This is a genomic window from Amedibacterium intestinale (assembly GCF_010537335.1).
GTDB classification, from domain to species: Bacteria; Bacillota_I; Bacilli_A; order Erysipelotrichales; family Erysipelotrichaceae; genus Amedibacterium; species Amedibacterium intestinale.
In genome coordinates this window covers 1794657-1807697 of sequence record NZ_AP019711.1, presented here as the reverse complement: position 1 = coordinate 1807697, position 13041 = coordinate 1794657, and the positions used below count along the sequence as shown (strand labels likewise).

General features: G+C 35.8%; 8 protein-coding genes, 2 pseudogenes, 1 CRISPR repeat array and 1 riboswitch (1 of these 12 cut by a window edge). Of the genes and pseudogenes, 8 read left to right on the top strand and 2 right to left on the bottom strand.

All coding sequences use genetic code 11. The features are described 5' to 3' along the window. Window positions 1-613: a CRISPR direct-repeat array (repeat unit 36 nt; unit sequence GTTTTGTTACCATATGGATTTTTGCTAGAATGAAAC) (it extends 281 nt beyond the left edge of the window). A 441-nt stretch (window positions 614-1054) separates the two neighbouring features. Beyond that, window positions 1055-1240 (bottom strand): hypothetical protein, encoded by a 186-nt coding sequence (locus A9CBEGH2_RS09115; RefSeq protein WP_115716390.1) that lies wholly within the window; start codon window positions 1238-1240, stop codon window positions 1055-1057. 287 nt (window positions 1241-1527) lie between these two features. On the opposite strand from A9CBEGH2_RS09115, the pseudogene A9CBEGH2_RS09110 reads away from it, so the two are divergent. The 7 genes and pseudogenes from A9CBEGH2_RS09110 to A9CBEGH2_RS09080 form a co-directional block, all read left to right on the top strand. Then, window positions 1528-2103: pseudogene (locus A9CBEGH2_RS09110) on the top strand (IS1634 family transposase); the annotation flags it as partial. 99 nt (window positions 2104-2202) lie between these two features. Continuing rightward, a complete protein-coding gene (locus A9CBEGH2_RS09105; protein WP_118278062.1) occupies window positions 2203-2502 on the top strand; it encodes a transposase in 300 nt (99 codons plus the stop codon). A gap of 20 nt (window positions 2503-2522) precedes the next feature. Then, window positions 2523-3389, top strand: a complete 867-nt coding sequence (locus A9CBEGH2_RS09100) for an IS3 family transposase (RefSeq protein ID WP_232057272.1) — start codon at window positions 2523-2525, stop codon at window positions 3387-3389. A 27-nt stretch (window positions 3390-3416) separates the two neighbouring features. Further along, window positions 3417-4586: pseudogene (locus A9CBEGH2_RS09095) on the top strand (IS1634 family transposase); the annotation flags it as partial. A 1221-nt stretch (window positions 4587-5807) separates the two neighbouring features. Continuing rightward, a riboswitch (purine riboswitch) is annotated at window positions 5808-5907 on the top strand. 60 nt (window positions 5908-5967) lie between these two features. Then, window positions 5968-7203 carry a phosphoribosylamine--glycine ligase gene (gene purD, locus A9CBEGH2_RS09090; RefSeq protein WP_115716392.1) on the top strand — a complete coding sequence of 412 codons (1236 nt, stop codon included), beginning with the start codon at window positions 5968-5970 and terminating at the stop codon, window positions 7201-7203. Window positions 7204-7217: 14 nt separating this feature from the next. Next, window positions 7218-8888: a formate--tetrahydrofolate ligase gene (locus tag A9CBEGH2_RS09085; protein ID WP_115716393.1), complete on the top strand. Its 1671-nt coding sequence runs from the start codon at window positions 7218-7220 to the stop codon at window positions 8886-8888. A 164-nt stretch (window positions 8889-9052) separates the two neighbouring features. Further along, window positions 9053-9886: a DUF2238 domain-containing protein gene (locus A9CBEGH2_RS09080; RefSeq protein ID WP_115716394.1), complete on the top strand. Its 834-nt coding sequence runs from the start codon at window positions 9053-9055 to the stop codon at window positions 9884-9886. Window positions 9887-9949: 63 nt separating this feature from the next. Here A9CBEGH2_RS09080 and A9CBEGH2_RS09075 read toward each other — a convergent pair whose 3' ends face one another. After that, entirely contained in the window at window positions 9950-11434 is a 1485-nt protein-coding gene (locus A9CBEGH2_RS09075) for a DUF1846 domain-containing protein (protein ID WP_115716395.1), read from the bottom strand. A 306-nt stretch (window positions 11435-11740) separates the two neighbouring features. On the opposite strand from A9CBEGH2_RS09075, the gene A9CBEGH2_RS09070 reads away from it, so the two are divergent. After that, window positions 11741-13006, top strand: coding sequence for a UDP-N-acetylglucosamine 1-carboxyvinyltransferase (locus A9CBEGH2_RS09070; protein ID WP_163104628.1), 1266 nt, complete (start codon window positions 11741-11743; stop codon window positions 13004-13006). The last annotated feature ends 35 nt before the right edge of the window (window positions 13007-13041 follow it).

The following is a 13041-nucleotide window of genomic DNA, read 5'->3' as shown; positions in this document are numbered from 1 at the left end:
ATTTTTGCTAGAATGAAACAATTATGCGGTATTCGATTGTCCGCTTTCCGTTTTGTTACCATATGGATTTTTGCTAGAATGAAACGTATAATTGTTGATTATTGATGTCTTACGCGTTTTGTTACCATATGGATTTTTGCTAGAATGAAACCTTTCCACGTATGCCCACTGGTTCAAGGGAGTTTTGTTACCATATGGATTTTTGCTAGAATGAAACTCTGCAATTGTTGGACAGGTTACCGCATCAGTTTTGTTACCATATGGATTTTTGCTAGAATGAAACTTTACGTGCTCAACAGGCACGAGCAAGTCAGTTTTGTTACCATATGGATTTTTGCTAGAATGAAACGATTGCATGCTAGACATGATTAAGACACGTGTTTTGTTACCATATGGATTTTTGCTAGAATGAAACAATGTACATGGCGGACATAATGCACACACAGTTTTGTTACCATATGGATTTTTGCTAGAATGAAACCTTCTGGATTTTGTATATCTAATTCTACCAGTTTTGTTACCATATGGATTTTTGCTAGAATGAAACTTATCCACGCCTCATTATCGCAGGCATTGCGTTTTGTTACCATATGGATTTTTGCTAGAATGAAACTGACGTCCTTGTCGTATTTGCCCTTCAGAGAGGTATACTCCTTTTTATATTTAGTGACTTCTGCCTGTAGCTTTTCGTTTGATCCGTTGTCTTTTTTCAATGTGTCAATTGTGATGTTACCGAATAAAAAGGGAGCTGTTTAGCTCCCTGTAGGCTTATAGCCTTTTTTATCCAACTTTTTCATTAGGAAAGCCTTGCCGACTTCTTCGTCGATTTTGCTTTCAAGCCACTTACGTTTAGTGAGTATTTTTTTCAAGGACTTTTTCTAATTCTTCTGCCTTGTCCTTGCCTATCTCGACATAAAAAGCTTTTTTTCTTTTTTTCGTTCCCTCATTATGAATGTCTGTATATTTCTCTTTAAGCCTCGGTAGGAGTACCGGCCCTACATCTCTTTTAGGAAGTGACGGAAGTACATTATCTCCGTCCTCGAGGCATATTTTATCAATACATTTGTGAATACCAGAATGACGGTCCTATATTCTTCTCTGTTTCTTCGTCCAGTATTTCTTCTATCTCTTCGTCGCTGAGCCATACAGCCTTAGCGCGTATAGCTTCTATCATTTCGTTAAACTTTTCTTCGCTACCTAGTATTTCTACATGATAGGTGTGATTCTTAGGATCGATCATCGCTCAGCACCTTCGCCTCTATGTAAACTTTTCCATTTTCTATTTTAGCGTCTTTTACCTTGTAGTACAACCCTCGCCCAATAAAATAATACCACTTTTTGATATTTATATTGAGCGTGAGCTAGATTTTCGATATATAGAGCGCGGGAGTTTGACACATATAAAATTTCATAAATTTACTATGGCGCTTTAAACAGGCGCTTTTCTTTTACTTTTTTTGTCAAATTTTATGTTCTATTATGTGCTATATTGTGCTATATGTGTTATTATTATATTGGGTGATGAATATGTACGTTGCAATCAATGGCACTGGCAATTCCAAAAGCATTTATATTATGAGTTCTTATCGCAAAAACAATGGTAAAACTTCTAGTCGCATTTTTAGAAAGCTTGGTCGATTAAATGACCTGCTTCCTCAATTTGATAATAATGAAGAAAAATTATTGGAATGGGCTCGTTCTGAAGCTAAAAAGGACACTTTATCCCATCAACAGGATACTGCACCTGTTCTCATACCTTTCTCTAGCGACAAAAAAATCAAAAAAAATGAAGTTTTGTTATTTAATGTTGGCTACCTATTCCTTCAATCCATCTGTTCCAATCTTCATTTTGACAATATTTGTCGTAATATTAAGAATCATCATAAATTCGAATATGATATCCATCGCATCCTCTGCGATCTTGTCTACGCTCGTGTTCTATATCCTTCCAGTAAACGCTCTTCTTTCTCTTTCGCTCATTCTCTGCTGGAACAGCCAAAGTATAAATTACAGGATATCTATCGTTCCTTATCTATATTGGCCGAGGAATCTGATTACATACAGGCGGAAGTTTATCGAAATTCTAACTTTCTTCATAAAAGAATGATGTTAGAATAAAAACTGGACAGTCCTAATAGAGAAACATGCATGTTTTTGATACAATTATAATACATGTAAAAGAAGTAACATAAGGAGTAAAAAATGGCAAAAAAGAAACCAGTATTTGATAACGATTTTAGAAGCAACGCTGTACGATATGTACAACAACATACAAACCTTACTATGAAAGAATGTGCTGCAAACTTAGGAGTAGGAAGAAGCACCTTATCCAGATGGATAAGCGAATCAAAAAAATCAGAAAACGGTTCTGTAGAAATGAGAGGAACGGGTAATTTCGAATCTGATGAAGCTAAGGAAATTGCACGCCTGAGACGTGAATTGCGTGATACGAAGGATGCCCTTGAAATCTTAAAAAAGGCAATAGGCATACTGGGAGATTAACCTCTGCTGTATATGAACAAGTGGAAGATGCCGCAGAAAAGCAAAGAGAATTTTCTGTTTCCGGTGTGCTTGAAAAATTAGGCATTTCAAAATCTGGATATTATGACTGGAAAAGACGAGATAAAAGCAAAACTGCAAAACGAAAGGAACGTGTTATAGAAAAGATAAAAGAAGTCCATAAAAAGTCATATGAAAATTATGGTGCACCTAAAATCACTCGTGAATTAAGAAAACAGGGAGAAGTGATTTCAGAGCGTACAGTAGGAAAATATATGCGCGAAAACGGCATTAAAGCCCAATATATCAAGCATCGAACAAAAACGACGAGAGACTGTGATTATTCAACGACTCTGGCCAATATACTAAAAAGAGATTTTCAACCAGATGAACCAAATGCAGCATGGTGTACTGATATCACATATATATGGACGCAGGAAGAAGGTTTTGTCTATTTGACAAGTATCATGGATCTGTATTCGCGTAAGATCATAAGCTGGAAACTGAGCAGGACGATGGAAGTAAAAGATGTGTTAGAGTGTTTGGAAAAAGCAAAAGAAAGAAGAAATATGGAAAAACCAGTTGTCATCCACAGTGACAGAGGAGTGCAGTTCGTTTCAAAATGGTATCAGGAATTGACGGCAGGAATGAAGCGCAGCTATTCAGCAAAGGGAAATCCATGGGACAATGCATGCATAGAATCGTTTCATTCTCTAATTAAAAGAGAGTGGCTGAATAGAAAAAAGATCATTGATTATCAAATGGCATACCAAATGGTATTTGAATATATCGAAACATTTTACAATACAGTTAGGATTCACAGTCATTGTGACTATGAATCTCCTAACAATTACGAACGAAGTTTTAAAAATAAAAAATGTATCAATTAAATGTGTCCGAATTCTTGACATAGTACCAGAAACACAAAAGTTCTTTATTATGACTGTACGAACTATTACTTTGAAATCGAACAAGAAGATGAACTTAAAAAATACGGAAAAAGCAAAGAACATCGTCCAAATCCTATCGTAGGCATGGGGTTATTCATGGATGGAGATGGTTTCCCTTTAGCTTTTGATATCTTTCCCGGAAATCAAAACGAACAGAAATCCTTGAAACCATTAGAACATAAAGTTATTCAGGATTTCGACTGTTCCGAATTCATCTACTGCTCAGACAGTGGACTGGCATCACAGAATAACAAACTGTTCAATGATATAGGAGGAAGATCCTATGTCATTACACAGTCATTAAAAAAATTAAAGAAAGAAGATAGAGATATCGCTTTAAATACGAAACAATATCGAAAAGTAGGAAGCAGCACATTCATTGATTTGAAAGATCTTGATGAAAATGACCCAGAGGTATATGAATCCATCTATTATAAAGAAGTACCTATAGAATCTAAAAAGATATCGGAAACTCTTATCGTTACCTATTCTCCAAAATATAAAGCTTATCAGGAAAAGATAAGACAAGGGCAGATAGACAGAGCAAAAAACATGATAAGTAAAAATGGAAAAATCAAAAAGAATAGAAAAAATCCGAATGATCCAAGCAGATTTACAAAGAGGACTTCCATCACAGCGAATGGAGAAGTAGCAGAAGAAGAAATCTACGAAATCGATCAGGAGGCTATAGATAAAGAAGCAATGTATGATGGTTTCTATGCGGTAAGCACAGATATGGAAGGTGATGTAGCGGAGATCATCGCTATCAACAAACGCAGATGGCAGATCGAAGAGTGCTTTAGAATAATGAAAACGGATTTTGATGCACGACCAATCTATCTGCAAAGAGAAGACAGGATCAAAGCGCATTTCCTGATTTGTTCCTTGTCCCTTCTGATATATCGAATATTAGAATATAAATTAGAGAAAAAATATACATCTGAACAAATAATAGATACATTGAGAAAGATGAACGTAACAAAATTAAAAGAAGGATTAGGATATATACCTTCTTACACACGAACAGATTTAACAGATTTACTGCATGAGTTGTTTGGTTTTGAAACAGACAGAGAAATAATAAAACGATCCACAATGAGAAATATTATCAAATACACAAAAGAACATCATATATAGCACAATTCGTTACAAAGACAAAAAGTGCAAAAAAGCTTAATTCTAAAGTCTTTAATGCACTTTTTTCGCTTTCTAACTGTCAAAGACGAGAGTACAACCCTCGCCCAATAAAATAATACCACTTTTTGATATTTATATTGAGCGTGAGCTAGATTTTCGATATATAGAGCGTTACTCGTGCCTCTAGGTGCGCTTAGTATCATAAATGTATTACGCGCTTCAAGTTCTAAACAATCGAACGAAGTAGAGCTGTATATGTATGTAATTTGTAATTATTTTACCTATAAGTCCGATTACTGCTTCCTCAGTTATATACCTGCATCCGCTATATCCTCTTAAAAACCTTACGTCAGTAGCACTATACAGCGTTAAATCTAAGCGTTAATTCTATAGGTATGCACCCCTTAGATATTGCACTATCTAAAAGTTTCATATCTTGACTGTATTTTTCTAGGCTTAGGTTATGGTCTATCACATGATTGACTTTATGCGCTAACGCTCCAGTCCAGCACGTAACGACGTATTTTTCTTCGTCAGTTAAAGAATTAAGCTGTTCTGTCATTTCTTCTTTAGCTTTCTCTGCGCCCATTTTGTCGAGTTCTGGCTGTACGTATTTTTCGTGCCACTCGTCATATGCATATGGCAGGTCGTACTGGCTTTCGTCCTATTCGTCATAACGGGTCTCAGCTCTTGTTGTACACCTGTTTTGTTACCATGTTAAAAATTTTAAGGAAATCTCAGAGACGCTTTATGTATGTCTAGTATTAGCTAGGGACAATCCTAAATATAATAGCTCGATACTATCGGGACATATGGTTGTGGAGAATACGCTAAAAAGAATTTAGAATAAAAACGAGCTTCTTTACAGCAAGGCTAAACAGTATTATATTATAGAGTGAAAAGAGATATGCCCCGAGGATAGAGAATGTAGCGCTATCACACCCTTAGGGTCAAAAGGAATGCGGGACAGGCTACACCCGCCGGGGCACCTTATAAAAATATACAGACGCTTATAACCGGGCGTCTTTTGCTTTAGGAGAGGCAGGCATGGAAAGACTACTAAGACAAATACTCGCGGAACTGAAAAGTATAAATAAAAAGCTATGTGCCCAAACAAGTTTTGTTACCATATGGGTTTTGCTAGAATATTTCCAATCTTTTAAAATTACCAATGTACATAATTCTCTTACCTCTAATCATTGTAAATTCCTATGAAATAAAGTACAATAAAGATGTATTACTTGTATAGAAACATAATTGGTTGATTCGTCTCTACCCGCTGACCGTAAATTAGCGGACTACAAGTAAATCTTTTTACGTTGCACGTGAAGGTTTACTTTAATCTTGCGTGCTTTTTTAATTTTAAAGAAAGGGTAAAAACATGAACGTATTGGTAATTGGTAAAGGTGGAAGAGAGCATGCTTTGGTGTATGCTGTTAGTAAAAGTGCAAAGGTAGATAAAATTTATGCTGCACCAGGAAATCCGGGTATGGCACAGCTTGCAGAGTGTGTTGATATTTCAGACAGTGATGTAGAAGCTTTGGTAGCATTCGCAAAAGATAAGCAAATCGATTTAACGATTGTTGGACCAGAACATACTTTATCACTAGGTGTTGTAGATGAATTCCAAAAAGAAGGATTAAAAATCTTTGGGCCTAGCAAAGATGCCGCACAGGTGGAAAGCAGTAAAGATTTCGCAAAGAAAATCATGGTAAAACACGGTATTCCTACAGCTGCGTATGCAACTTTTGATAACGAAGAAGATGCGGTTGCCTATGTGAAGGAACAAGGAGCACCTATCGTTGTTAAGGAAGATGGATTAAAAGCAGGAAAAGGTGTAACGGTTGCCCAGACATTGGAAGAAGCACTGGATGCTTTACATATTGCTTTCTCTATTCCAAATAATAAAGTAGTGATTGAAGAATGTCTTTGTGGATTTGAGTTCTCTTTGATTTGCTTTGTATGTGATGATATTGTATTGCCTATGCAGATTGCACAAGATCATAAATGCGCATATGATGGAGATAAAGGACCAAATACGGGTGGTATGGGTGTCTACTCTCCAGTAAAGAAAATTACACCTGCCATTATTGATGAAGCTATGGAAACCATTATGAAACCAATGGCAAAAGCAATGATGGAAGAAGGACATCCATTTACCGGTTTCCTATATGGCGGTTTGATGTTGACGGATAAAGGTATTAAAACAATAGAATTTAATGCACGTTTTGGAGATCCGGAAGCTGAAGTTATCCTTCCTAGATTAAAAAGTGATTTTGTAGAAGTAATTGAAAATATCATGAATCATAAAACTGTAGAGTTAACATGGGATGAAGAAGTTACTTTGGGTGTTGTTATGGCGAGTGAAGGGTATCCTGCATCCAGTACAAAAGGAGCTGTTATAACAGGCTTTGAAGATGTAGATTCTATGATTTTCCACATGGGCACTAAAGAAATAGATGGAAATTTAGTAACAGATGGTGGACGTGTCTTAATTGTTGTTTCAAAAGAAAAAACATTAGAGGAAGCGTATAAAAAAGCATATGAAGATGTAGAAAAAATTACCTGCGATAAATTGTTCTATCGTAAAGATATTGGGAAAAAGGATATGCAGTAAGGGAGGAAAAAGGCATGTTTAAGACAGATTTGGAAATTGCTCAGGAATGTATACTAGAGCCAATTCGTGATGTAGCAGCTAAAATTGGTGTAACTGAAGATGATTTAGAATACTATGGAAAATATAAAGCAAAAGTAAGTCTTGATTTATTGAATCGCAATAAGGATAAAGAAGATGGAAAGCTGATTTTAGTAACTGCCATTAACCCAACAAAAGCTGGGGAAGGAAAATCTACGACAACGGTTGGGTTAGGAGATGCCTTAAATCGTATGGGTAAGAAAACGATGATTGCCCTTCGTGAACCTTCTTTAGGTCCTGTTTTTGGATTGAAAGGGGGAGCAGCTGGTGGTGGATATGCTCAGGTTGTTCCTATGGAAGATATTAATCTTCACTTTACAGGAGATATGCATGCAATCACAACAGCGAATAATTTAATTAGTGCATGTCTCGATAATCACATTCATCAGGGAAATGCGTTGGATATTGATATTGAACATGTTACTTGGAAACGCTGCTTAGATATGAATGATCGTACTTTACGTAATATTCGTATTGGTATGGGGGCGAAAGCGAACGGAGTAGAACGTCAGGATGGTTTCAACATCACCGTTGCAAGTGAAGTTATGGCAGTGCTTTGTCTGGCTACTTCTTTAAGTGATTTAAAAACTCGTCTAGGAAATATGCTAGTTGCGTATAATACCAAAAATGAACCAATCTATGTAAAAGATTTAGGTATTGAAGGTGCTTTAGCAATGGTATTAAAAGATGCCATTAAACCAAATATGGTACAAACCTTGGAACATAATCCAGTGTTGATTCATGGTGGACCATTTGCGAATATTGCGCATGGATGTAACTCTATTCTTGCAACTAAAACATGTTTGAAACTGGCAGATTATACAGTTACAGAAGCAGGATTTGGAGCAGATTTGGGCGCTGAAAAATTCTTAGATATCAAATGCCGCTTTGGTAACTTAAAACCAAATGCAGTTGTTATCGTTGCGACCATTCGTGCCTTGAAGCAGCATGGAAATGTGGCTTATGAAGACTTGAAAGAAGAAAATGTAGAGGCGATGCTGGAAGGATGTGCAAATCTTGCAAAGCATATTGATACAGTAAAACAATTTGGTCTTCCTTATATTGTTGCCATCAATGAATTTGCCAGCGATACACCAAAAGAAGTAGAAGCATTAGAAAACTGGTGTAAAGAACATGGACATCCAATGTCTTTATCTCAGGTATGGGCAAAAGGTGGAGAAGGTGCCTTGGATTTGGCTGAAAAAGTAGTTGCTTTATGTGAGGAAGAAAACAGCTATGCACCTTTATATGATGTAGAAGACAGCATTGAAGATAAAATTCATACGATTGCGACAAAAGTATATGGTGCTGATGGAGTTGAATTTAGTGAAGAAGCAAAACAGCAGATTGCCTTATATAATAAAATGGGCTGGGATAAAATGCCAATCTGTATGGCAAAAACACAAATGTCTTTAAGCGATGATGCGAAAAAATATGGGGCACCAAAAGGATTTACGATTACCGTTCGTGAATTGAATCCATCCTTAGGAGCAGGATTCCTTGTTGCCTTAACTGGTAAAGTATTAACAATGCCAGGATTACCTGCAGTGCCTGCCGCAAACAATATGGATATTGATGAGGAAGGGCACATTAAAGGATTGTTCTAAGAATATAATAGAGAGAAACATGTATGCTTGAAGAAAGTGTATTTGTTTCTTTTTTTGTAAGAATATTGATAAAGGGAAAACAGAGAAAATTATGATATATCTTTACTTTATTTGTTGACGGTGTTAGTATAACTATCATGAAATAAAGGATTGGGAGGTTTTGTATGAATAGACTTCGTTTATGGGGAAAAGCAGTGAAAATGGAAATACGAGAACATAAAAGTACATTTGCTGTTTATGTTATTCTTCGTGCGCTGGTAATTGTTATGATGATTTTACAGATTTTAAATAAAAATTATGAAAATGCATTCTTGTGCATATTGACTTTATTTTTATTTATTGTGCCAAGTATTATACAGCTGCAATTTCGTATAGAATTACCGAAAACATTAGAGGTTATTATTCTCTTGTTTATCTTTTCGGCAGAAATTCTTGGAGAAATATCTTCGTTTTATATTTTATTTCCTATGTGGGATACGGTTCTTCATACACTCAATGGATTTCTGGCGGCAGCGATTGGATTTTCCCTGGTGGATTTATTAAATCAGAGTGAACGCATGGAATTTAAATTATCACCGCTGTTTATGGCAATAGTTGCATTTTGTTTTTCCATGACCATTGGTGTTTTATGGGAATTCTATGAATTGTTTATGGATCAGTTTATGGGACTGGATATGCAGAAAGATACGATCATTCATTCTTTTCATTCTGTTTTGCTGGATCCAACAAAAAGTAATATTCCAATTTTAGTAGATAATATTAAAGATGTGGTAGTAAATGGAAAATCATTAGGTCTTGGCGGCTATATAGATATAGGACTATTAGATACAATGGAAGACTTGCTGGTGAATTTCATTGGTGCATTTGTTTTTTCTATCTTTGGATATTTTTATGTGAAAAGCAGAGGGAAACACCATTTTGCGACAAGGTTTATTCCTAGAAGAAAAAAACATAGTCGAGATTATCTTCATATTGTAAAAGAACAAAGTAGAAAATGATTCTGCTTTGTTTTTTTATGCCTATGAAAAAAACTCCCTTTCACACGGAAAGGGAGATATGATTTATTTATGATATAGTTTTTTTGTTTGATAACGGTCTTCGCAGGTTAAATTGATTTTTAGCTTTCTAAATGTATTTGCATCTACCTGCGATAAGATTACTGTACTGTGTGCTTCACAGTCTTTTAATTTATCTAACTGCTGCAAAGCAAGATGAGAAATCGGATTCATAGTTGCACTGATAGAAAGTGCGATTAAAATTTCATCTGTATGTAATCTAGGGTTGTGGTTTCCTAAAGAATTAACTTTTAACTTCTGAATCGGCTCTATAATACTTGGTGAAATCAAAGGGATTTCATCATTGATGTTTCCAAGTGCTTTTAATGCGTTAAGCAATGCAGCTGAACTTGCCCCTAGTAGTGAAGTGGTTTTTCCTGTAACGATACGTCCATCAGGAAGTTCAATCGCAACAGCAGGTGCTCCTGTTTCTTCTGCTTTTTCAATTGCCGGCTGTACACATTTACGATCTTTGTCAGTGATATCTGCCTGTGACATAATGATTTCAATTTTACGAATCGTATTTTCGTCTGTATATCCCTTTTTATAATCGACTTTTGCTTTATAATAACGACGAATGATTTCACAATTGCTTGCTTCTTTTGCGGCTTCATCATCAACGATGCAGTATCCAACCATGTTCACACCCATATCTGTAGGAGATTTGTATGGACTTGTACCCAAAATCTTTTCAAACATAGCATTTAATACAGGGAAGATTTCAACATCACGATTATAGTTTACCGTTGTTTCGCCATAAGCTTCTAAATGGAATGGGTCAATCATATTGATGTCATTTAAGTCAGCGGTTGCGGCTTCATAGGCTAGGTTTACAGGATGTTTTAATGGAAGGTTCCAGATTGGGAATGTTTCAAATTTGGCATATCCTGCTTTGATTCCGCGTTTATGTTCATGGTAAAGCTGAGAAAGGCAAGTGGCCATTTTTCCTGAACCAGGACCAGGTGCGGTAACAACGATCAAAGGTTTTGTTGTTTCTATATAATCATTTTTTCCATACCCTTCATCTGAAACAATGAAAGAAGTATTGTTAGGATATCCAGAAATTGGATAATGAAGGAATACTTTGACACCTAAATTCTCCAAATGTTTTTTGAAAGCATCGGCAGCACTTTGGTTTGCATATTGTGTAATAACAACACTTCCTACATATAAACCTGTTCCACGAAATGCATCAATCAAACGAAGAACTTCAACATCATAGGTAATTCCCATATCACTTCTGATTTTATTTTTTTCAATGTCACTGGCACAAACTGCAATTACGATTTCTACCTGTTCTTTTAACTGCAGAAGCATATTTAATTTACTATCTGGCTGAAAACCAGGCAGCACTCTGGCAGCGTGATGATCATCAAACAATTTGCCGCCGAATTCAAGATACAGTTTATTATCAAACTTATTAATTCTTTCTAAGATATGTTCCGATTGCATTTTTAAATATTTCTCATTATCAAATGCGATTTTATTCATATTAACCACTCCTTTTCTAAAATAATTTAACCGAGGATTATTATAACAAATTTTTTAACTGTTGACTAACGATAAAAGATAATTTTTTCATGATCGTTTATGTATTTTTCTTTTATGCATACCTTAATATATAAGGAAAGATGTAATATGCAGAAAAGAAAATCGATGCGGATTTTACATTGCGATTTTTTTGAAGAAATACATAGCCATGAAGGGAAAAATGCTTTATAATAGTAATGCATTTTTACGATACAGCTATTTTGAGATAGCTTTTTATATAAATATAGAAAGAAAAGGAGATTGGCAATGGAAGAAGTAATAAAAATTAAAGGTGGCAAAAAACTAAATGGTACAGTTCGCATTGGAGGTTCCAAAAATGCGACAGTAGCACTTATTCCTGCTTCCATTCTTGCGAATGGACCTGTTACGATTTGTGGTGTTCCTAGTATTTCTGATGTAGAGTCCTTATCTGTTCTTCTTCAGGATCTAGGTGTTATGGTGGATGTACGTTCATCAGATAGTATTTTGATTGATACAGAAAATATGCAGAATAAACCATTGGTACATGATGCAGTTAATAAATTAAGAGCTTCTTATTATTTTATGGGAGCATTATTAGGAAAATATGGACATGTAGAGATTCGTATGCCTGGTGGATGTTATTTAGGGCCTCGTCCGATTGATTTACATTTGAAAGGTTTTGAGGCATTGGGGGCAACAGTAAAATATGATCATGGATGTTATGTTTTAGATGCACCTGAACTTGTTGGTACAAAAATCTTTTTGGATATTGCCAGTGTAGGTGCTACCATCAATATTATGATGGCAGCTGTACATGCGAAAGGCAGAACGACAATTGAAAATGCCGCAAAAGAACCGGAAATCATCGATGTGGCGACTTTGTTGAATAAAATGGGAGCTCAAATACGTGGGGCAGGAACCAATGTCATTACCATTGATGGTGTGGATGAGTTAAGCGGCTGTTTCCATGAAATTATTCCTGATCGTATTGAAGCAGCTACGTACATTGTTTTAGCTGCTGCAGCCGGTGAAAAAGTAAAAATTGAAAATATTATTCCACATCACTTAGAATCTTTAACAAGCAAACTAACAGAACTAGGTGTTGATATGAAAATTGATATTGACAGTATTACGATTCATGGGGGTTTGGATAATCTTCATCCAATTGATATTAAAACACTTCCATATCCAGGCTTTGCGACAGATATCCAGCAGCCTTTAACTGCACTTTTAACACAGGCACAGGGACAGTCAATCGTTACAGAAACAATTTATACAGAACGTTTTAAACATTGTTTTGAACTGGAAAAAATGGGAGCGAAAATCAATGTGATGACACCAAGCTCTTTTATCAATGGACCAACTCCTTTATCTGGTGCAGAAGTTAGCGCAACCGATCTTCGCTGTGGAGCTTGCCTTGTGATTGCCGGATTGATTGCGGATGGTGTTACTACCATTCGAAATATTTATCATATTGAACGCGGATATGAACATATTGTAGAAAAGCTGACTGCCATAGGAGCTCAAATTTGGCGTGAGGAAATAAACTAAACTACTCTTAGAAGAGTAGTTTTATATTATATATA